Here is a 20,675-nt window from a genome sequence, read left to right as displayed (position 1 = left end):
CCCGGAGCCGCCGGCCGGGTGGTGTGCGCGGGTGACGAGACCGCGGCGCCGGCCCTGCTGTCCATCGCCGGGGAGCTGGCCGCGGAGCCACGGGGGACGAGAGAGGTCCGGATCGTCCTGGAGTTGCCGACACCGGCCGACGTGCTCGCGCTGTCGGCCGAGGCGCCGGAGACCGTCACCCTGTTCTCGCGGTCCGGTGAGCGGGGACACGCGCTCGTCCATCACCTCGCCGGACTGTTGGGCGTGGGTCAGGGATGCGTCGAGTCGGTCCTCGACGGGCGCCGTCCCGCCGAGCGGGAATGGCAGACGGCCACCACCGTCTCCGCCGGGGACCCGTATGTGTTCCTGGCCGGGGAGGCGGGGCTGGTCCGCGCGATGCGCCGCCTCGCCGTGGACGGCGCCGGGATCCCCAAGGGGGCCGTGTCGTTCATGGGCTACTGGCGCAGGGGTGCGGCCGAATCCTGAGCGCTCGGGCGGATCAGGTCGTCTCCGGGCCCTCGTCGGGCGCCGGGTACGACCGATCCCGCAACGCGCCGAGCAGACGCGGATACCGCGATCCGGGCAGGCGGTTCCCCACCGGATCGAAGTGCAGGTTCTCGTCGTCGTCCTCCCAGGTGTCCACCGTCACACGCCCGAGGGTCTCCCATCTGCCCAGCGGAGTGGCGTGCTGGAGGGTCCACGTGCCGCCGTCGCCTGTCGGGATGGCGGCCAACAACAGCTGCCGCCCGGCGACCCTGACGGGGAACATCGAGGTCATGGTGCGGCCGGTCGTGCGCCATCCCGTGGTCAGTACGTAACGACTGATCGGACCCAGGCCCGTGCTCGCGAGCAGGATGTCGACGGGGCGGTCGGCGTGGATGCGGATGGCCATCCCGCCGATGTCGGGGACGACGTCCGGCAGACCCACGGCGCGCGAGAAACGGATCGTCGCCGGCCACCTGCCCGTGATGTCCAGGAGTGGTGAACCGGTTCGGCCGACCCCGGTCACGCTCAGGGTCGCCTGGGCGACGATGCCCTTGGGGTGCAGGGCCTTGGGTCGTGCCAGGCGCGTCACCGCCGCCGCGACCCCGAAGACCGAACCGAGAAGACCCGCGACGGGGGACGAGCGCACGGCCACCTCCGCGGAAGCCTCCGGGCGACGGTCGACTGGGGCGTGGGCGGAGGTGCCGCGGGCGGTTCTCCGATGGGTGCGGGGCATGATCCCAACGATACTCAGCGCCGCGTCTCACACAGCGGCGCTACGTGCAGTGCTCGACCGACCGCGCCTCGTCCGCACCGCCGCGCCGACCGCGCCCCGCCGACCCCCCCCGCCGAGTGGTCGATTCCGATCGCGTTTGCGCAGGGCGAATTCTCCCGCTCGGCGTACTTGCGACCACTCGCCGAAAAGGGTGGACTCGGCCCCGGAGTTAGGCGCGCCGATTGATCCAGTCATCGACCCTGCGGGCGACGCGACCCGATCACCGCAACTCACCGCGTCGCGTGAAGCGTTCAGAAGATGGTGATCGAGTGGTGGGTCCGCGGACTGCCCTGACGACCCCAGGGGACCTGGCCGACGGTGTCCGGGCTCAGCTCCACACTGCGTGGAGGCGCGGGAGCGCCCAGTCCCAGGGGATGCGCTCCTGCTCGAGCCGGAGGTCCCCGCCGGTCGTCAGCGCCTCGAGCGCGTCGAGCTCATCCGGTGTGAGGCGCGATGGCGCGGCCCGGGTCGGCGAGGGGTCGGGCACCGCATACTCGCGCCATGCGTCCAGGGTCTCGGTGTCCATGAGAACGCTCACGGCGTGCGGGGCGTGATGGCGTAGACGGTCGAGGATCGCGAAGCCGTGCGAGTCGAGGTCGCCCCAGTACGCGATGTGAGCGCGGAGTGCCCAGGGCAGGGCGGCGACGGCGTCGACCGCGAACCCCCGGCCGAACAACGCGACGGTCTCGGGGAGGTCCGGCAGGGCGAGGAAGGTGGTGAGGTTCTCGACGACGACGAGGTGAGGCGGTCCCCCCGAGGTACGCCACAGAGTGGCGAGCTGATCGACCGGGCTCTCGACGTCACGCAACGGGAACGCGATGTCCGGATCAAGCACCCTCATGCGGATGCGGACGTCCGGGCCCAGCAATCCCAGCCCGGTGGCCGTCCCGCGGACCGCGTCGTCGACGCCGGCCCGAGCGGCGTCGAGCACAGCCTCGACCACCCGGGTCCGGGTCTCGATCCACTTGGTGTCGACCCCCGGGACCGCGATCTCGCGGGCACGACGCCCGGCGGTGGGGTTCGCGAGTGCCCAGCGGCACACTGCCAGGAGCTGGTCGAACGCGCCCTCCTCCCAGTCCTCCCAGGTGGCCGAGGTCTCTGCGGCGGCGCGGCGCAGCATGGAGTGATCGGGCCCGAGGTCGATGATCCGGAGCGTGCGGTTCAGCAGCCGAGCCCACCGCGACGCCCGGTCCGCGATGTGGGCGATGGTGTCGGCGCCGACCACTTCAACGCGTTGCGGGAGCGGTACGACCCCGAACCCGGGCAGGCGGCGGTCCGCCCAGGTCAGCCGGACATCGGGTCCTCCATGGGTGCTCTCGAACTCGCGCCATCGCCTGATCCACGCCGCTGTCCCACTGGGGTCTTCGGCTGCGTTCGCGGCGGTCGGCGGCGCCGTGCTGAACCGGACGACCTCGGCGTCCCCGCCGAAGGGGTCGGCGAGCCACCGACGGTGGACCCGGGCGAACCGGGTGGCACACGCGGCCGTCAGTTGGTCTGGGTCGCGCGGCTCCGAGCGGGTACCCACCATCAGGCCTCGTCCCAGGTGACGCGCTCGATCCGGGAGTGGCTGCCGTCGTCGTTGCCCACCACCACGAGTCCGCCGATGTACGGCTCGAGGGTCTGCAGGAGCTTGAGCGGGGTGGCCAGGACCATGTGGAAACCGAAGTCGGTGAACACGTCCATCGCCCGACGCGTGTACTCGGGATCGGCGCGGTCGAACGCCTCGTCCAGAACGACCGTCCCGTAGCCGGGGACGTCGGCGTCGATGTCGGCCAGCTGGAAGCGCAGCGCCGCGGCGAGGCAGAAGAACACCAGCTTCTGCGCCTGCCCGCCGGACAGCCCGGACGAGGAATCGTGGTAGTTGGTCGGGGCGCCGTCGGCGTCGATCTCGATGCCGATGAACCCCACGTGCTTGCGGGTGTCCAGCACCGTCTGCCGCCAGCGACGGTCGCCGGCGTCCGCCGACCCGAGCTTGTCGAGCAGACGTGACATCACGGCGAAACCCGCCTCCGCGGCGTCCACGGTGCGGCTGTCGAGTGCGCCGGTCAGGGCCGTTTCCAGGTCACCGAGGAAGTCGGTGACGGTCTCCGAGCGCCGGTCCCGCACCTCGATCTGCAACCAGCGTCCCGACTAGAATTCCGATCGATGAAGGGACTCGTTGACGGGTCGGATCTTGGCTTCGATCTCCGACCGGGCCCGGCGGATGCGGCGGGCGAGCTCGCCCAGGTTGCGGGTCTGCATCTCGCCGATGAGGCCGAGGAAGCGTTCCTCGAAATCGGCCAACCTGTCCCGCCGCAGGCGGACGAGCACCTCCACCGCCTCACCGACGAACTCCGGGTCCGACTTGAGGTCGGCCTTCATCGTGGGCCAGATCTCGAGATATGAGGTGAGGATCGCCGTGATGCGCCGGTGGATGCGGTCGCGCTCGGTGGCGGTGGCCGACTGCTCCACCGCGATCGCGCGTTCGGCCCGCTGACATACGTCCTGCACGTTGTCGGCCGTCAGCCTGCGTGTGGCGGCGGACAGGCGCGCGCGGATCCGGTCGGCGGCGTCGGGATCGGCAGCACCGTGGGACTCTTCGGAGGCACTACGCTCGGCCAATTGCGCGAGGCGGGCCTGCAGCCCGGCGACGTGGTTCGCCGCGACTGCTCGGTCACCGGTGGCCGCATCGTATGTCGATTGCGCCCGCGACTGGAACTCCTCGGCATCACGTAGTTCCCGCTCCATCTCGGCAACCTCCGGGTGCGCCTCGCGCCACCGGTCGAGCCGCTCTCGGGCGTCGTCGGCCCGTCGTTGGGCGGTGGTCGAGTCGATCTCCTCCCACCGCAGTCCGCGGAGCGCAGCTCCCGCCTGCTGCCGGGAGCGTCGATCGGCGTCGAGGTTCTCCAGCGCCGCCCACCGGCTCTCCGCGGAGTCGATCCGGGACTGGATCTGATCGCGCCGAGCGGTGAGCGCCTCCACCTTGGCGTCGTTGAGACCACCCAGCTGGAAGACCGCCGGATCGTCGATGCTGCGTCGGTCGTCCTTCTCGAACCTCCGACCACGCTTGATGAGGCCGTGCAGGGTGACCGCCCGCTCCAGGGCGCCCAATTCGTCGGAGGACTCGACGCAGGTCAGGTCGAACTCGCTCGCGAGTCGACGACGCATCCACTGCTGGAACGGACCGGGGGCGGGCTCCATCTTTCGGACCAGGCTGTCCGGGCCGGTCCTCTTGGCAGGCGAGTCATCGGTGGTGTCGACGACCTCGTAGACCAGCCGAATGCCCAGATGCGTGTCGTTGACCGCGCGCGTGACCGCGGCGCGGAGATGGTCGGGGACGAGCATCGTCCGCGCGAAGCCGGAGAGCACCCGTTCGGCTGCCGGCCGCCACCTCGCATGCTCGGAGGACACATCGAGCAACTCGCCCGCGAACGGGAGTTCGCGGGGATTGGCCCCAGCCGCACGACAGACCAGGTCCCGCGCTGCCAAGAGGCGCGAATCAATGTTCGAGCGGTGACGGAGCAGCGCCTGGAGGTCGGCCGTCACACGGGCGAGGGTGCTCGACTCCTCGTTGAGGTCCCCGGCGACCTCGCGGAGCTTCTTCCGATCACGCGCTCGCTCGGCTTCCTGGTCCGCGTCGTCCCGGTCGAGCCTGGCGAGGAGGACGGCGAAGTCCTCGGCGGTGGCCGGAAGTGTGCCGCCGAGTCGCTCGAGCTCCGTGGCCGCCCGTTCGCGACGGGAGGTCACCGACGTTGCGTGGTCGAGCGCGCGGCCCAGCTCCCGCGCGAGCTCGTCGCGCCCGGCGCCCGCACTGCCCCGCAACCGGGAGCGGAGGTCGTCGCTGGTCGTTCTGGCTGAGTCGAGCTGATCACGGGCAGTGGCGACGGCGGCCTCGGCGGCGACGAGGGCTCCGCGCGCGGTCGACAGCTCCTCCTCGACCAGCGCGGTGGTAACGGCCACCTGCACGGCCGGGAAGGCCGAGCTCTCGGCGTCGAGTTCCTCGGCCCTCCCCAGCACCTGGATCCGTGAGGCACTCAGGTCCGCGAGCGGCTCGAGGTGAGAGATCTGTCTACGGACGTCGACCACCGACCGGTGCGCTTCCCGCAGTTCGGCGAACTGCTCGACAGCCCGGTCGGCCACGGCGAACGTGTCCGGCTCGTCGAGCATGAAGTCCCGGAAGAGCTGATCGAGGCTGGACAGGGATTTGGCGGACAGAGTCCGGTGGAGGAGCAACTGCGCGGCCTCCGACGCGATGCCCAGCCGGCGCCGGAACGCCGCGGCGAAGGCCGAATAGCTGTCGTGGAACCTGATGTCCGGGAACTCGCGCTTGAGCGCTCGCTTGTCGATCCCGTTGCGCAGGTGACCGAACATCTCCGTCAGATCAAGGGGGGAGTCGGAGGGGTGCTCGGCGACGCCGTGGAGGCGCTTGATCCCGGTCGCGGAGTTGTCGCCCGAACGGGCGTAGAGCAGGAGCAGCAGCGTCACACTGCTCCCCGTCCCGTTCGAGTAGGTGAGCGCGATGGCCGAGAAAGTGGCCTTGGGGCGAAGGTAGACGGAGGCGAGGTCGCCCGTCTCGCCGTCGGCCCCTCGGCGCCACGCGCCGCGGAGATACGAGACGAGCGTGCGCCCGGAGCCCCGGCCGGCCTCTTCCTGGGCCGCCGCATTGAACCGGAGGTGAGCGGGCGGGACGAGTACGGCGGAGACCGCGTCTATCAGGGTCGACTTGCCGGAGCCGGAACCGCCGGTGACCAGGAAGCCCTTCCTGGGGACCGCGACGTCGTGATACCCGTCGAGCGTGCCCCAGTTGCACACCTGGATTCGCGAGAGCCGCCTCTGCCCGGGGTGCTCCGGCATACCGGGCAACTTCAGATCATCCGGCATCGTCGTCCGCCTCGTCGTCGTCGAACAGGGAGGCGCCCTCGTCGGAGGCATCGCCGTGCGCGGCGATCAACCCCCGGTACTCGTCGCGGATACCCGCCACCACGTCGGCATCGAAGAGGTGCCGGAGGACCGGAGACACCTCGGCACGTCCCTCGGTTTCGGTCTCGGTGAGCAGCGAGTACGTCTTGAGCCGGTTCCACGAGGCGTCGAACTTTCGGGTGTAGCGGGCCCGGTCGGAGTCGATCACCTGGCGATAGACGTCGATCTGTTCGGCGACGTCGGTGCGGTCGACGATCACCCGTTCGCCGGGCGGGGCCACTGACAACTCCGACCGCAGGTGCAGGAGTAGGACGGTGTCCATATGGGAGAGGGTCTCGGTTCGGAGGACAGCGGGTACCTCGACGTGGACGGAGGTGTCGACCTGACGGGTGAACGCGATCCCGGCGTCGTGGTCCAGGACAAGGTCGAGGAACACGTCCGCGAGCCTTGAGCGGAGCGCGGGCTCGTCGGACACGACCGCTGCCCAGATCTCCGGCTGGCGATGCGCCTGCACCAGTAGACCCGTGAGCAGGCGGGCGAGCGCGCGTCGGGACGCGAAGGACAGCGTCCCGGTGTCTCCGGGCCACAACGCCTCGCGGTCGTCGGCCGGGGCATCGGTCGACGCGGCGGTGGGCGGGGCACCGTCTCCCGGGGGAGCCGTCACGTGTTCTCCTCGTTCGATCGGTCGGCGGTGAACACCAGCGTAGGGATCCGGGCGGTGTGCTCGGAACCGGCCGCGCCTGTCCACGTGATGGTCTCCGTCGCGTCCGGGGCGTCCGGTGGGGCCTGCACGTGGCCCCTGATGGCCAGGTTGAGCAGGCCCACCACACTCGCCACGCCCTGGGTGGCGGGGTGTTCGCGCAGGACGGTGCCGATGGACGACGGTCCGAGTCGGCTCACCACGTCGTCGACATGGGCGCGGAGTTCGACCTCGTCGATCTCCGAGGCGCGCACGAGCGCGGTGAGTGCGGAGAGGTCGGCCATGCCCGTGTCGTGGTGGGAGACCTCCGCCGCCACGCGTTCCTCCCCGGGGTTCCTCAGGCGCAGGGCGCTCACCGATCGGACGGACATGCCGATCCGGCGGAGCGGGACGGACATCGACGTGGTCGGTCGGGCAGCATTCGTCCTGCTGGCTTCGGCCGCGGCGGACCGGGCTGACCGGATCAGGGCGATCATCTGACGGTGTTCGACGTAGGCATCGGTCGCGACGAAGTGCCGAAGGCTCCGCGACAGGGACGTGAGGACACCGTTGACCTCGGCGCCCGCCAATTCCATCTCCTCGAACAGCGAGCGCAGTTCGCGGCGCGCGGCCGGCGGGAGGTCCGCCACCTGCGGTCGGCTCAGGATGTCGTTGATCCACGCGTCGACCGAAGCGGAGCGCTCGGGGTCGAGGAGGACCGAGTAGAACGACGAGAAACTCCGACCCGCCTCCGAGTCACCGATGAGATCGACACCCCCGAAGACCGCGTCGAGCACGTCGCCGCGGGCACCGTCCTGGTCCAGGAGACGACGACGAAGATCCTGGTTGAGCGAGTCGAACTCAGCGCGGACCCGTGCGAAGTCGGCGGGGATGTCGTCCGCGCCGTGCAGGATCTCGGCCACCTTCTCCCGGACCTGCTCGGGATCCGCGAGTTCGACCTCGCCCGCCTCGACGCGTGCGATCGCGGCATCGATCCGCTCCCGCTCCCGGGTGAGGGACGCGAGTCGGCCCTGGATCGATGGATCGGTGTCCCGGGCGAGGTCCTCGAGCTGGCGGGTCAGAGTCTCGACCCGTGACACGGTGAGTCCGCGACGCGGGGTCTGCAGACCGTCGAGGAAGTCCACGGCCACCAGGGCTGACTGTGTGGGCTCTACCGTCTCGCCGGTCGCGGCGGTTCCTGGACGCCTGAGCATCCAGCCGGCGTCCACCCACGCCCGCACGTAGGACTGTGCGGTCCCGGGAAGATCCGCACCGGAGTCGCGCACCGCCAGCAACGTCCTGTCGAGGAACTCGTAGAGCTCCGCTGACGGCACCCGGCGGGAGGAGCCCTCGAACATCTCCCTCAGAACCGCCACAATCAGCGGCCAAAGCGGGCTGCGCAGCAGCGCGAGGGTCGGAGACTCCGCGTTCAGCCGGGTGAGGGCAAAGAAGCGGGCCAGCGCGGACATGGCGTTCATGGTGGCATGTGGGTACGACGCCAGCGGCAGCGAGTGGTCGATTTCGATCGCGTTTGCCCAGGGCGAATTCTCCCGCTCGGCGTATTTGCGACCACTCGCCGAGGAGGGTGGGCTCGGCCCCGGAGTTCGCCCCGCCGGGGCGCTCAGTCGTCGACGCCGCGGGCCGCCAACGCGTCGCCGAGCTGGTCGGCCGTGGTGAGCGCCCCGAGGACGGTGGGTACGACCAGCGCCCTGATCGACATGCCCAGACCGCGCGCCTTGCGGGCCTCGGTCACCTGCCGGAGCTGCCGGGCGAGCAGGGGGATCGCCCGGATCGTCAGGACCAGTACGAGCGCCACCCGATCCGGCGAGACCCCGACGCGGCGCAGTGGCTGGGCGGCCCGGGTGACCGCGTCGAGCATGTCCGAGACCCTGGTGGTCAGCGCGACGAGGCCCGCCACCGCCACCGCCACCAGAAGCGCACCGCTCACGCGCAGAGCGGTGTCGAGGTCGGCGACGATCCACTGCAACACCAGGATCGCGAGCAACATCGGCAGCACCGGACGCACCTGGTCCCAGGCGGCGCGCGGCCGGATGCGCCCGATCGCATAGAGCGCCGCGGCGAACCCCAGCGCGGGCAGCACGTGCCAGGCGTCCCGCACCGACAGCGACACCGCGAGGATCAGCGCGCAGACCAGGAGGATCTTCAGGCCCGCCGGCAGGCGGTGGAGCAGCGAGTGCCCGGGTTGGTAGGTGGCGAACACCTAGACCCCCGGCCCCGAAGCGGTATCCGATCCCGATCCCGATCCCGATCCGGTACCCGAGCCCGGACGCAGCGCGATCCGGCGGTACCCCGACAGCGCGGCCGTGGGGGCGTCGTCGATCACCACCCGGCCGCCGTCCACCACCAGCACGCGGTCGAAGTCGGCCACCAGGTCCAGGTCGTGGGTCACCACCACGAGCTGCTGGGGGAGTCCGGCGAAGGTCTCGGCCACCAGCGCGCGGTTGCGGAGGTCGAGCAGGGTGGTGGGTTCGTCGGCCACGATCACCGAGGGCTCGATCACCAGCACCGCCGCCAGGGCGAGTAGTTGCTTCTGACCGCCGGACAGGAGGTGGCAGGGGTGATCGGCGTGATCGGAGAGGTTGTAGGTGGCGAGTACCTGGTCGACCCGTCGTCGTCGATCCTCGCGGTTCAGGCCCGATCGGCGCAGGGAGAACTCGACGTCCTCCGCCACGGTGGGCATGACGATCTGGGTGTCGGGATCGGTGAAGCAGAAGCCGACCCGGCGGCGCACCTGCGCGCCCTTGCGGCGCGTGTCGAGGCCGTCGACGGTCACCGTGCCCGAGGTGGGGACGACCAGCCCGTTGATCATCCGCGCGAGCGTCGACTTGCCCCCGCCGTTGACGCCGACGATCCCGATTCGCCGCTCGGACAGCACGAGATCGATGTCGGCGAGGACGGTCCGGTCACCGTAGGCGTGGTTGACGCCGTCGAAGCGGATCTCGGTGCCTCGGTCGTCGGCCACGCGGGGGTCGGTCACGCGGGGGTCGGACGACGCCCACGCAGCGGGGCGATCAGACCGGGCCGCGCCTTGTGGACCTGCACGGCGACGACCGCCGTGATGACCGCCTTGACGAGGTCGCCGGGGAGGAAGACGCCGTTCGCCGCGATCGCGGCCGTCAACGTCAGCTCGGTGCGGATCAGCATGCCCACCACGCCGAAGGCGTAGATGACCACGATGCCGCCGAGGATGTTGATGAGCAGCCCGGGGATCAGCCGGTACCGCGGCATCAGCATCGCGGTGAGCAGGCCGATCACGACGACGGCCGGGAGCCAGCCGATGAGGAAACCCGCGGTGGGACTGGCCAGCGCGGTGAGGGTGGTGCGACCGCCGGCGAGGACGGGCAGCGCGAGACCGATCACGATCACCGCGAGGACCGACAGCAGTCCCTTGCGCCAGCCCAGAAGGGCGCCGGCGAGCATGACGCCGAGCGTCTGCAGCGTGATCGGCACCCCGGCGGAGCCGATGCTGATCTGACCGGGGAGACCGAGGACGACGATGAGGGCGGCGAACACCGCGATCTGGGCGAGATCTCGGGTTGCGCTCCGGGCCGGGGCCTGATCGATGGAGGTGCTCACGTGGACTTCCTTGTCACCTGGAAAGCTGATCGACGATGGACGGGGTTCATTGTTGCCCCTGTCACCCCGAACCGCCTCATCGGGGTGGGCGGCTCCGCGTGTCCGGTCGCGGGCCCGGCCGGACTGGCTTAGAGTGACCTGAATCACATCCAGCGGTTCGGGGGACCAGTGACGACTCGATCCCAACGCGTCTTCGGCGAGGTCATCGCCGCATTCCTCGTGGCCGTCCTGGCGTTCGTCCACCTGCCGGCCCACGTCAGCGCGCAACCCTATGCCGTCTACCTGGACGTCGCGGCCGACAACCCGCACGGTGAGTCGGCGGGAGGCTTCTCCACCTCCATGACCACCGATCGCGACGAGTTGGGGGCGGCGCTGGACGTGGTGCGGGCCGCGGGCGTGGCGCCGGAGCGATACGGGACCCTGGCCCGCCAGTACTGGCTGGTCGTCGGTGCCCAGAACGCGGGGATCGACCTCGACGAGTGGGAGCCGGCCCGGGGGCTGGAGGCGAACCTGGAGACGGTCGACAAGGTGTACGTGAACTACCTGCGGCTGTACAACTCCCACGACGGGTTCTGGTGGACCGGGATGGCCGGGATGGCCGGGATGTCGTTCGCCGCCGGGTTCTGGGACCTCGACGAGGTGGGGGGCGTGCTCAGCGTGCCCGGGGTGCACGAGGTGGGTACCGGGGTCGGTGACGCCCTCGGTGGAGTGCCGTGGGAGCTGGCGGCCGGGATGCCGCGCGACGTGAGATTACTGGCCACCGCCGGTCCGACGCTCACGCGACCGGACGTGGACTGGTACCTGCACCGGCTGCTGATCATGCAGCGCAACATCTTCATGGACATGGTCCCGATGCATGAGGCCTACCTGGCAGGGGGGTTGCCGGCGGTCAGGGAACTCGCGGCGGGCGGGGCGTATGACGAGTACGCGCTCGAGGCCTGGCGGGGACTCGACGAGGGCTCACCGGACGGCAGGTCGGAGGCGCTGCTGCGGATGGCGTCGCGGGAGCAGAACCAGATCATCGCCGACCAGTGGGACGCGACGGCGGCCGGCCGAGGGGACGTCGGTCGGGTGCTCACCTACATCACCACGGTGGGCGGCTCCCCCGATATCCCCGGGGCCTCCACCCTGGGTGGGTTCCGCCCGCTGTCGGTGCGCGCGGACGTCAACGGCCGACCGACGGTGCTGCACACCCCGCTGCCCGCGTTCAACTGGGCCGACAGGGAACCGCGCTGGGAGTACATCGAGCAGGATCTCGTGCCGGCGTTCCGGTCGCTCGTGCGCGACCGGCCGGCGGAGGCGCCGGGCTACCTGGACGTGGGCTTCCGGCCGCGGGCCGAGCAGAACCGGATCCTCGCGCGGCTGCCGGTGTTCGCCGGGCAGATGACGACGGGGTGGGCGATCGGGCCGGGGTGACGCACGACTCGTGGGACACGACCCCGTCGCCGTGCCACCTCGCCTTTCACCCGGGCGGATCGATCAGGGCGGATCGATCAGGGCGTCCACCGCGGTGAGTACCTCGTCCAGTGGCCGCCCGCCCTCGATGAGTTCGGAGGCCTTGAACGTCACGGCCATGACCAGCTCGGTGGTCAACTGTGGATCGGATCGGGAGGACTCGGCGAGCGATTCGCGCAGTGGGGTGGTCATCTCGGTGTGCATCCGGGTCAGCCGCTCGCGCGCCGGGCCGTCGGGGAGCTGCGCGGCCAGCGCGGTGAGGATCGCGTGGTCACCGGCGGCGACCAGATCCAGGGTGGTGTGCACGTAGGCCACGACCCCCCGGCGGCCGCCGCCTGCGTCACGCACTGCTCCCGTGACGGTGTCGATCCACCGTGGCATGAGGTCCTCCGCCACGGCGACGACCAACTCCGCGCGCGAGGAGAAGTAGGTGTAGAAGTTCGACCGTGTCATGCCCGCCCGGGCGGTCAGCTCGTTGATGTCGGGAGGGGTACCGGGGGCCTCGGAGAGCATCGACCGGGCCGCGTCGAGCAGGGCCCGACGCTTGGCGTCCCGGTGTTCGCCCACGGTGGGGGCGTCGATACGTGGAATGTCGGTCTCCCGTCACCTTCTCGGCGGAGGCCCGATCATACGTGTCCATCAGGTCACACGTGCGCGTGCAGCCGCCCGTCGACCATCTCCAGGACCCGGTCGCAGTGTTCGAGGATCTCGTGGTCGTGCGTGACCAGAACCGTCGCGACGCCGTTCTGATGGGTCTCCTCCGCGAGCAGGCGCACCACGTCGTGGCTGGTCCTGCGATCCAGCGCGGCGGTGGGTTCGTCCACCAGCAGCAGATCCGGCGAGGACATCAGGGCGCGGGCGATGCCCACCCGCTGACGCTCGCCGCCGGACATGGTGGCCGGGCGGCGGCGCGCGCGGTGGGTCAGACCGACGGCCTCGAGCAGGTGGTCGGGATCGCGACGCCGGGACCGGTCTCCGCCGAGTGTTCCCACGAGCCGGAGTTGGTCGCGCGCGGTGAGAGCGGGCACAAGGTTGCCGGACTGGAACACGAACCCGACGTGGTCGCGCCGGAACCGGGTGAGGTCCCGGCGACCGAGACCGGTGATGTCGCGGCCGCCCACCTCGACGGTGCCTGAGGTCGGGGACAGCAGTCCGCCGGCCACGGCCAGGAGGCTCGACTTGCCCGCTCCGGAGGGGCCGACCACGGCCAGGACCTCGCCACGGGCCACCTCGACGTCGACACCGGCCAGCGCGTAGACGGTCTGGTCGCCGTCCCGGAAGGTCAATTCGACACCGCTCAGGCGAAGGCCCGGGGTGGAGGCGTCGCCGGTGTGTGTGGTGGTGGTCATCGGTTCTCTCCCGGTGCGCTGTGCGGGTCGACGGCGGTGATGCGGATGGTGGCGAGGGTGGCGCCGACCAGTCCCAGAGTCAGGAGGAGGGCGGCTCCGAGTGCGATGGGTCCGGTCTCGAGGGCGAACGGCATGCCGGTGCCCACCAGGAACGACCCCACTCCCACGCCGATGGCCACACCGACCGCGATGGACCCCGCCAGCAGGATGAAGGCCTGCCCGATCGCGTCGCCCAGGAGTCGCACGGTCGAGGCGCCCATGGCGCGCAGGACAGCGATCTCGCGGGATCGCTGGACGGTGAGGATGGCGAAGAACGCACCGACGACCAGCGCTGAGATGGCGTACAGGAACCAGGTGATCATCGACATCGTCATCATCTCGGCCTGGTATCCGGGCGAGGAGTCGAACGACTCCTCCAGGGTGCGCGCCGAGGTGTCGGCCGCGGCATCGCCGGTGGCCAGGTCGGGCAACTCGCCGTCGACCCCGGCGAGGGCCACGACGCTGTACTCCTCACGGGCGCCGGCGCGCGACTCCTCGCCGAAGCGGGTGCCGGCGTGCACGTCCTGCCACGTGGCCAGGGTGGTGAAGGCCATGTCGACGTGGCCGAAGGTGTGCTGGGCGGCCGCGATGCCGACGACCTCGAGGGGGATCCCCAGTCGGTCGACCGTCACCGTGTCGCCCGGGCCGACGGAATCGGCGGCGGTGGCGCTGATGAGGATCTCCCCGTCGGACGCGGGCGCCCGGCCCTCGGCCACCTCGGGAACGAGCGGGCCCTCTGGGTCCGCGCCGATGAGGGTGAGGTCCACCGGGGTCCCGGAGGAGGTCCTGGCGTTGATGATCGACAGACCCATCGGTGTGGCCACCGACACGTCGGGTCGTGCGGCCCAGGCCTCGACCTGGTCGGGCCCGACCACGGATCGGGTGAACGCCGAGTCGGTGCGGGTCTCGGGAGCGAACGCGACGGCCTGGACGGGCATGCGCTGCAGGCCGGAGACGCCGTCGTTGACCAGTCCCGAGGACAGCCCGGCGAGGAGAACCATGAGGACGCTGATCAGGGCCACGACGGAGCCCATCAGGGTGAATCGGGATCGCGCGAAGGTCAGTTCGCGTAGGGCGAGAAACATGGAGGCCTTCCGGCATCGACATCGGGAACGGGGAAGATGCTAACACCATGTCAGTATCATGCTGACACGGTGTCGCGAAGGTCTCACCGCGGTGCGGTGTCGGCAGGACCCGGCGATTCGACCCGATCCGCAGGCGCGGGCGGGTACTCCTGGAACATGCCCCGCGTCATTCCCGACACTCCCGTCTACGGCCACCCCTCCGAGGAGAAGGTCGTCGAGCTCCTGCGCGATCAACTCTCCGACGACAGCCTGATCGTGGTGGGGCAGCGCGTCTCCACCGCGGAGAAGGAGCACGAGGTGGACGTCCTCGTGGCCATGCCCGGGGCGGGGATCGTGGCGATGGAGATCAAGGCGGGATCGATCACGATCGAGGACGGCCGGTGGCGACAGGGGACCGGCGGCAAGCAGCACACGATCGATCCCGTCACCCAGTGTCGAGATGCCCTCTACGCCCTGCGTGGTCATGTCGACGCGGACCCACGATGGCCGCGGCAGCACCAGCGTTGGACCCACATGCTGGTCTTCCCCCACGCTTCGATCCCGGGGGATTTCGCACGTCCCGACATACAGCGCGAACGAATCGTCGATCGTGATCAACTCGACCAGCTCGCCACCCTCGCCTACCGTCTCGCGCGGAACTCCGGGCCGAGGGATCGACCCTTCCTCGCCGCGGACACCGTCACCCGCCTCGCGGACGTCCTCGGCGGCCGGGGACTGCCGCAGCGGGATGTGGTGGCCCGCGCCGCGGAGAACGCCGACATCGCCGACGCGCTCACCCGCGAGCAATCGGTGCTCCTCCGGGCGGTCGACGCGCTGCCGCGCGTGGAGATCCGTGGTGGCGCGGGCAGCGGCAAGACCTACCTCGCACTCGAGCAGGCGCGGCGTCTGTCGAGGGCCGGGCAGCGCGTCGCGTTGATCTGCTACTCGCACGGCCTCGCGGGATACCTCAGACGCGTCACGAGCGGATGGACGAGACGCGAACGGCCTGCGTACGTGGGGGAGTTCCACGCGCTGGGCGTCGAGTGGGGAGCTCCTGCCGGGCCCGACGAGCGGGTGCGGTCCGAGGAGACGGTCCGGTGGTGGGAGGAGGAGCTCCCGCGCCTCATGGCGGAGCTCGCCGACGAACTGCCCGACGGCAAGAGGTTCGACGCCGTGATCGTGGACGAGGCCCAGGACTTCGCCGACAGCTGGTGGCGTCCGGTGATCGGTGCACTGCGCGATCGTGAGCTCGGCCGTCTCATGATCGTCGGCGACGCCGGGCAGAGCGTGTTCCAGCGGACCGGTCGGCCGCCCGTCGACCTGGTGCCGCTGGTGCTCGATCACAATCTGCGTAACACGCGTCAGATCGCCAGTGCCTTCCTGCCCCTGGTGGGACAACGGATGGAGCTGCGCGGCGGCTCGGGGCCCGCGGTCCGTTACGTCGAGGTGCCGGAGGGCACCGACCCCGTGGCGGCCGGCGACGACGAGGCCATGCGACTGCTCGACGAGGGCTGGGAATCGCGGGACGTCGCGTTGTTGACCACCGGATCGCGGCACCCGATGCAGGTCGAGTTGCAGGATGGCGGGAATGACACCTACTGGGAGACGTTCTGGAGTGGCGAGGACATCTTCTACGGCCACGTGCTCGGGTTCAAGGGCCTGGAGCGCCGCGCCGTGGTGCTGGTGTGCAACCACCACGACGGCATGGACCGGGTCCGCGAGAGGGTGTACGTGGGGCTGTCCCGGGCGACGGATGTACTGGTGGTGGTGGGTGATCCCGGTGCGCCGTGCGGCGGCAGGTGAGCGCGTGGACGCGGCCGGGGTGCGCGAGCCGGATGAGAACCACCGCCCGGCCTGGTGGGGGGCCGGGCGGTGGTCAGGTGGACACGAGAACCGCGGTCAGCTCCCGAGGTCGGCGGAACCCTCGACGATCTCTGCCTGCTCGGCCTTCCGGGCGCCGTGGGAGACGGAGATCTTGCGCGGCTGGGCCTCCTCGGCCACGGGGATCACCAGGCGCAGCACGCCGTCGCTGTAGTCGGCCTCGATCTTGTCGGTCGCCAGGCCCTTGCCCAGGGCGAGCTGCCGGGCGAAGGTGCCCGACTGACGCTCATGCATGAGCCACTGGGCATCACCCTCCGCGGGCGCGCGGCGTTCGGCACGGACGGTGAGCGTGCGGTCCTCCACGTCGATGTCGATGCTGGAGGGATCGACGCCCGGCAGGTCGATGAGGCCCACGAAGCGATCGCCCTCCTTGTACAGGTCCATCGGCAGCGAGGTGGAGGCGGTCGCGCTGCGCAGCCCCTCGCCCAGGAGGCGATCGAGCTCACGGAACGGATCGAAACGGGTGGTGGTGGCCATGATGGTCTCCTTCAGGACTGGTCGGGATGCGCCCGGCGTCTCCGGGATCGCACACGGTTCAACTCACCGCCGTAGTTGAGTATTCCCGACTCAGGTCTCGGAGTTGTCTCAGTCGGATACAGGCGGGACCCGATGATTCAGACGTGGCGCGCGCGTCGTGACGCCGGGTTCTCCGACGCTGTCCGGGGGCGGCTCCTGATCCCGGCGATCCACTGCCAATAGCACCACCGAGATTCGAATCGTCGACGTCGGCGGCCTCAGTGCGCAGACTTACCGCACGGCCGCAGCACCGGCGAGGCGAGGACCTCGATCGCCCGGTGAGCCGGTGCGCCTTAGTCCCCGACCAACTCGTGAGGAGTCCTGATCAGCCATGCCCGAAATCAGTCCTGAGCAACAGTTCGAGACCGCCGCCGCACCACTGCAGTTCGCCTACTGGGTGCCCAACGTGAGCGGAGGGCTGGTCGTGTCGACGATCGAGCAGCGTACCGACTGGAGTTACGACTACAACCGGCGTCTGGCGGTCGCCGCGGAGAACAACGGGTTCGACTACGCGCTCACCCAGGTCCGGTACATCGCGTCCTACGGAGCCGCGTACCAGCAGGAGTCGACGAGTTTCTCGTTGGCGCTGCTTCTCGCGACCGAGCGGTTGAAGGTCATCGCCGCTGTCCACCCGGGATTGTGGCAACCGGGTGTCCTGGCGAAGTGGCTCGCCACCGCGGACCATCTCTCGAACGGCCGCGCCGCGGTCAACGTGGTGTCCGGCTGGTTCAAGGACGAGTTCACCAAGCTGGGTGAGCCGTGGCTGGAACACGACGAGCGATACCGCCGAGCCGAGGAGTTCATCAGATACCTCCGCACCATCTGGACCGACGACCACGCGGAGTTCACCGGCGACTTCTACCGCCTGCACGACTTCGACCTCAGACCGAAGCCGCTCGACATTCCGGGCCGGCCCCATCCCGAGATCTTCCAGGGTGGGAACTCCACGGCCGCCCGGGTCATGGCCGGCCGGGTCTCCGACTGGTACTTCAGCAACGGCAAGGACTTCGACGGACTCACCGAGCAGGTGGTCGAGGTGACCACCGAGGCCGCCCTGCACGGTCGCACCGTCAAGTTCGGGCTCAACGGCTTTCTCATCGGTCGCGACTCCGAGGTCGAGGCCCGCGATGTCCTCCGCGAGATCGTCGCCAAGGCCGACCGCGAGGCGGTCGAGGGGTTCGGATCCGCCGTCAGACAGGCCGGGAGTGCGACCGGCGACGGCAAGGGGATGTGGCAGGACTCTGAGTTCTCGGACCTCGTGCAGTACAACGACGGCTTCCGGACCGGACTCATCGGCACCCCCGAGCAGATCGCCGAGCGGATCGTCGCCTACAAGACGCGGGGTGTGAACCTCTTCCTCCTCGGTTTCCTGCACTGCATCGACGACGTGGAGTACTTCGGTGCCACCATCCTTCCGCTCGTCCGCGAACTCGAGGCAGACCTGCTCGCCAGCGGGCGGCTCGAGTCCGAACTCGCCCGTAACGGCGTCCTCGTCCCCGCCACCTGACACGACTCAGCCCGAGCCCACCCGTTCCCCGATCACAGAAGGACGACACCGATGACATCCACCATCAACTCAGGGCAGCGCACCTCGGGCGACCAGACCGCATTCGACGACGCTCTCCGGCGGGCCGATCTGGTCGCCGCGGAACTGGGCGTGACCGCAGCTGAACGTGACCGCGCGAACGCCGCGCCCACCGCCGAGATCGACCTGCTCCGCCGGCACGACCTGCTGCAGGTGGGCGAGCCCGTCGAGTTCGGCGGCTCGGGACTGGATTTCGCACAGTCTCAGCACATCACCCGCCGTATCGCGCGCGGCGACACCTCCATTGCCCACCTCATCGGGTATCACTACGCCCAACAGCGGATCCCGCACCTGTTCGGTACGCCCGAGCAGGCCGAGGCACTCTCACGACGCAACGCGGAGGAGAAGCTGTTCTGGGGCGGCGTCCAGAACCCGCGGGGAGCCGACGGCCTGGAGCTCACCCGTGACGGCGACGCCTTCCGGCTGAACGGGCGCCGGACATTCGCATCGGGCGCGAGCGTGGCCGACCAACTCTCGGTCACCGCGTCGTTCCAGGGCGACCTGGTGTTCCTCACCCTGCCCACCGATCGCCCCGGGTTCGAGCCCGACGGCGACTGGGACGCCATCGGCCAACGGCTGACCGACTCCGGAGGAGTCGAATTCCGCAATACCCGGGTGGAACGCCACGAGATCCTGGGCGATCCGGACTCCCCGCCCGGGTTCTCGCCGTATCAGACGCTGGTGACACCGCACTGGCAGCTGGCGTTCGTCAACTTCTACATCGGCACCGCCGAGGGTGCGTTCACCGAGGCGCTCGACTGGACGAGACTCAACGCGAGCCCGTGGGAGACCTCCGGACTCGACTCGGCGACCGAGGACCCGTACATCCTTGAACTGATCGGTGAACAACGGGCACGGATCACCGGCGCGGCTCTGTTGGCCGACCGGGCCGGTGCCGCCTTGCAGCAGGCTCTGGACTTCGGCCCGGGCCTCAGTGCGGAGCAACGCGCCGAGACCGCGATCGCGATCGCGGAAGCCAAGTTCGTCACCACCAAGGTCTCGCTCGAGGTGGCCTCGCGCCTGTTCGAGATCCAGGGAGCACGGGCCACGTCCAGTACCTACGGCTTCGACCGGCACTGGCGGAACCTGCGCACCCACACGGTGCACGACCCGGTGGCCTACAAGGCGCGAGAGATCGGGGACTGGACGTTGAACCACACCGCTCCGGCCTTCACCCTGTACAGCTGATGGCGCTCGGCGTCAGCGAAAGAGAAGCCATCACGAGCGAGTCCGCCATCGCCACGGCGCGCGCGCTCGCCCCCGCCGTCGCCGCGGGTGCGAGCGTGCGTGATGCCGAGAAGGCGCTGCCCGTCGAGCAGGTGGAGGCGCTGTCAGCCGCAGGCCTGTTCGCACTGACGGTACCCACGGAGTACGGGGGTCCGGGTCTGCCCGTCTCCACCGTCGCGGCGGTCACCGCCACGATCGCCGCCGCCGACGGGAGCCTCGCGCAGATCCCGCAGAGCCATTTCACGTTCCTCGACGCCGCTTGGCGCGGGGGTTCGGACGTCCTGCGGCGATCATTGTCCGAGCGTGTGCTTCATGGTGCCCTGGTCGCCAACGCCCAGACCGAACTCGGGGGAAGGACGACGCGGGACGATTCCACCGCACTACGCCGCAGCACGGGACGGCTGGTGCTCTCGGGCACCAAGTTCTACTGCACCGGTGCGACCTTCGCGGACATCCTGGCGGTGCGGGCGCTCGGGCCGGACGGCGGCAGCGTCATCGCCTATGTTCCGGCGGGCGCGGAAGGGGTGACCATCGGCACCGACTGGGACGCCTTCGGTCAACGCACCACCAGTAGCGGAACGGTCGACCTGGACGACGTGGCGGTGGATCCGGATCTGGTGCTGGACTACACCGGGCTCCTGGCCCGGCCGAGCACGTACGGGACCAGCGCGCAACTGCTGCACGCGGCGATCGACACCGGGCTCGCGCGGGGTGCGGTCGACACGATCGCCGGCCTCGCCGAGAAGGCCAGACCGTGGTTCGAGGCCGCCGTCGACCGGGCGGCCGACGATCCGCTCCTCATCGCCCAGGCCGGTGACCTCGAGCTGGCCGTGCGGTCGGCGGAGGCACTACTCGTGGTGGCGGGGGAGCGGATCCACCACGCCGAGACCACACCCGGTGCCCGGGCCGTCGCTGAGGCGTCCCTGGCCACGGCCGCCGCGAAGGTGGCCGCGGGTCGAGCTGCGCGTCGGGCGGGTTCGGAGCTGTTCGACTTCGGAGGCACGCGCACCGCCGCCGGATCGGCCAACCTGTCCCGGTACTGGCGCGACGCCCGAACCCACACCCTTCATGACCCGGAGAGGTGGAAGCTCCACCACCTGGGCCGGTGGGCCCTGGACAGGGTTCGGCCGCCCAGCCACGGCACCTT

General features: G+C 70.1%; 19 protein-coding genes. 6 read left to right on the top strand and 13 right to left on the bottom strand.

Annotation, left to right across the window (positions count from 1 at the left end):
- Positions 1-465 (top strand): SIP domain-containing protein (locus tag G6021_RS13365; RefSeq protein ID WP_182641495.1); only part of this gene is annotated, 465 nt, incomplete at its 5' end.
- A gap of 13 nt (positions 466-478) precedes the next feature.
- Here the strand turns inward: G6021_RS13365 and G6021_RS13360 are convergent.
- From G6021_RS13360 to G6021_RS13320, 9 genes are all read right to left on the bottom strand, one after another.
- Positions 479-1,198: a phosphodiesterase gene (locus G6021_RS13360; protein ID WP_187700712.1), complete on the bottom strand. Its 720-nt coding sequence runs from the start codon at positions 1,196-1,198 to the stop codon at positions 479-481.
- Between the two features lie 367 nt (positions 1,199-1,565).
- Entirely contained in the window at positions 1,566-2,765 is a 1,200-nt protein-coding gene (locus tag G6021_RS13355; protein WP_182610146.1) for a Wadjet anti-phage system protein JetD domain-containing protein, read from the bottom strand.
- On the bottom strand, positions 2,765-3,355 hold the full coding sequence (locus G6021_RS13350) for an SbcC/MukB-like Walker B domain-containing protein (RefSeq protein ID WP_182610147.1): 591 nt from the start codon (positions 3,353-3,355) through the stop codon (positions 2,765-2,767). Before G6021_RS13350 ends, G6021_RS13355 begins: the two co-directional genes overlap by 1 nt.
- A 12-nt stretch (positions 3,356-3,367) precedes the next feature.
- Complete coding sequence (locus G6021_RS13345) at positions 3,368-6,097, bottom strand: ATP-binding protein (RefSeq protein ID WP_182610148.1); 2,730 nt, start codon at positions 6,095-6,097, stop codon at positions 3,368-3,370.
- Positions 6,087-6,800, bottom strand: coding sequence for a DUF4194 domain-containing protein (locus G6021_RS13340; protein WP_347238331.1), 714 nt, complete (start codon positions 6,798-6,800; stop codon positions 6,087-6,089). Before G6021_RS13340 ends, G6021_RS13345 begins: the two co-directional genes overlap by 11 nt.
- On the bottom strand, positions 6,797-8,293 hold the full coding sequence (locus G6021_RS13335; protein WP_182610149.1) for a DUF3375 domain-containing protein: 1,497 nt from the start codon (positions 8,291-8,293) through the stop codon (positions 6,797-6,799). The genes G6021_RS13340 and G6021_RS13335 overlap by 4 nt, the downstream gene beginning before the upstream one ends.
- 143 nt (positions 8,294-8,436) lie before the next feature.
- A complete protein-coding gene (locus G6021_RS13330; protein ID WP_182615429.1) occupies positions 8,437-9,036 on the bottom strand; it encodes an energy-coupling factor transporter transmembrane protein EcfT in 600 nt (199 codons plus the stop codon).
- Positions 9,037-9,813, bottom strand: a complete 777-nt coding sequence (locus G6021_RS13325; protein WP_347238332.1) for an ABC transporter ATP-binding protein — start codon at positions 9,811-9,813, stop codon at positions 9,037-9,039.
- Entirely contained in the window at positions 9,810-10,412 is a 603-nt protein-coding gene (locus G6021_RS13320; protein WP_179525117.1) for a biotin transporter BioY, read from the bottom strand. The genes G6021_RS13325 and G6021_RS13320 overlap by 4 nt, the downstream gene beginning before the upstream one ends.
- Positions 10,413-10,580: 168 nt before the next feature.
- Here G6021_RS13320 and G6021_RS13315 point away from each other — a divergent pair, with 168 nt between their 5' ends.
- On the top strand, positions 10,581-11,828 hold the full coding sequence (locus G6021_RS13315) for a hypothetical protein (protein WP_179525118.1): 1,248 nt from the start codon (positions 10,581-10,583) through the stop codon (positions 11,826-11,828).
- Positions 11,829-11,891: 63 nt separating this feature from the next.
- On the opposite strand, the gene G6021_RS13310 is transcribed toward G6021_RS13315, so the two are convergent.
- From G6021_RS13310 to G6021_RS13300, 3 genes are all read right to left on the bottom strand, one after another.
- A complete protein-coding gene (locus G6021_RS13310) occupies positions 11,892-12,434 on the bottom strand; it encodes a TetR/AcrR family transcriptional regulator (RefSeq protein ID WP_182610150.1) in 543 nt (180 codons plus the stop codon).
- Positions 12,435-12,511: 77 nt separating this feature from the next.
- On the bottom strand, positions 12,512-13,216 hold the full coding sequence (locus G6021_RS13305; RefSeq protein WP_179525120.1) for an ABC transporter ATP-binding protein: 705 nt from the start codon (positions 13,214-13,216) through the stop codon (positions 12,512-12,514).
- Complete coding sequence (locus G6021_RS13300) at positions 13,213-14,340, bottom strand: ABC transporter permease (RefSeq protein ID WP_182641494.1); 1,128 nt, start codon at positions 14,338-14,340, stop codon at positions 13,213-13,215. The genes G6021_RS13305 and G6021_RS13300 overlap by 4 nt, the downstream gene beginning before the upstream one ends.
- 156 nt (positions 14,341-14,496) lie before the next feature.
- Here G6021_RS13300 and G6021_RS13295 point away from each other — a divergent pair, with 156 nt between their 5' ends.
- Entirely contained in the window at positions 14,497-16,122 is a 1,626-nt protein-coding gene (locus G6021_RS13295) for an ATP-binding domain-containing protein (RefSeq protein WP_182610151.1), read from the top strand.
- Positions 16,123-16,218: 96 nt separating this feature from the next.
- On the opposite strand, the gene G6021_RS13290 is transcribed toward G6021_RS13295, so the two are convergent.
- Positions 16,219-16,677, bottom strand: a complete 459-nt coding sequence (locus G6021_RS13290) for an Hsp20/alpha crystallin family protein (protein WP_107756271.1) — start codon at positions 16,675-16,677, stop codon at positions 16,219-16,221.
- Between the two features lie 370 nt (positions 16,678-17,047).
- Between G6021_RS13290 and sfnG the strand changes: the two genes are divergently transcribed.
- The 3 genes from sfnG to G6021_RS13275 form a co-directional block, all read left to right on the top strand.
- Complete coding sequence (gene sfnG, locus G6021_RS13285) at positions 17,048-18,223, top strand: dimethylsulfone monooxygenase SfnG (RefSeq protein WP_182610152.1); 1,176 nt, start codon at positions 17,048-17,050, stop codon at positions 18,221-18,223.
- A gap of 51 nt (positions 18,224-18,274) precedes the next feature.
- Complete coding sequence (locus G6021_RS13280; RefSeq protein WP_182610153.1) at positions 18,275-19,489, top strand: acyl-CoA dehydrogenase family protein; 1,215 nt, start codon at positions 18,275-18,277, stop codon at positions 19,487-19,489.
- The coding region (locus G6021_RS13275) for an acyl-CoA dehydrogenase family protein (RefSeq protein WP_182641493.1) at positions 19,489-20,675 on the top strand (1,187 nt) is incomplete at its 3' end. The genes G6021_RS13280 and G6021_RS13275, both read left to right, overlap by 1 nt.

This window comes from Dietzia sp. CW19, from assembly GCF_014145265.1.
Classification (GTDB): Bacteria; Actinomycetota; Actinomycetes; order Mycobacteriales; family Mycobacteriaceae; genus Dietzia; species Dietzia natronolimnaea.
This window is presented reverse-complemented; position numbering and strand designations above follow the sequence as displayed.

Excerpts from the sequence above, each read along its gene's own strand:
- G6021_RS13300 (WP_182641494.1), bottom strand. The coding sequence starts at position 14,340 with ATGTTTCTCGCCCTACGCGAACTGACCTTCGCGCGATCCCGATTCACC.
- G6021_RS13305 (WP_179525120.1), bottom strand. The coding sequence starts at position 13,216 with ATGACCACCACCACACACACCGGCGACGCCTCCACCCCGGGCCTTCGC.
- G6021_RS13345 (WP_182610148.1), bottom strand. The coding sequence starts at position 6,097 with ATGCCGGATGATCTGAAGTTGCCCGGTATGCCGGAGCACCCCGGGCAG.
- G6021_RS13355 (WP_182610146.1), bottom strand. The coding sequence starts at position 2,765 with ATGGTGGGTACCCGCTCGGAGCCGCGCGACCCAGACCAACTGACGGCC.
- G6021_RS13290 (WP_107756271.1), bottom strand. The coding sequence starts at position 16,677 with ATGGCCACCACCACCCGTTTCGATCCGTTCCGTGAGCTCGATCGCCTC.
- G6021_RS13280 (WP_182610153.1), top strand. The coding sequence starts at position 18,275 with ATGACATCCACCATCAACTCAGGGCAGCGCACCTCGGGCGACCAGACC.
- G6021_RS13360 (WP_187700712.1), bottom strand. The coding sequence starts at position 1,198 with ATGCCCCGCACCCATCGGAGAACCGCCCGCGGCACCTCCGCCCACGCC.
- G6021_RS13335 (WP_182610149.1), bottom strand. The coding sequence starts at position 8,293 with ATGAACGCCATGTCCGCGCTGGCCCGCTTCTTTGCCCTCACCCGGCTG.
- sfnG (WP_182610152.1), top strand. The coding sequence starts at position 17,048 with ATGCCCGAAATCAGTCCTGAGCAACAGTTCGAGACCGCCGCCGCACCA.
- G6021_RS13295 (WP_182610151.1), top strand. The coding sequence starts at position 14,497 with ATGCCCCGCGTCATTCCCGACACTCCCGTCTACGGCCACCCCTCCGAG.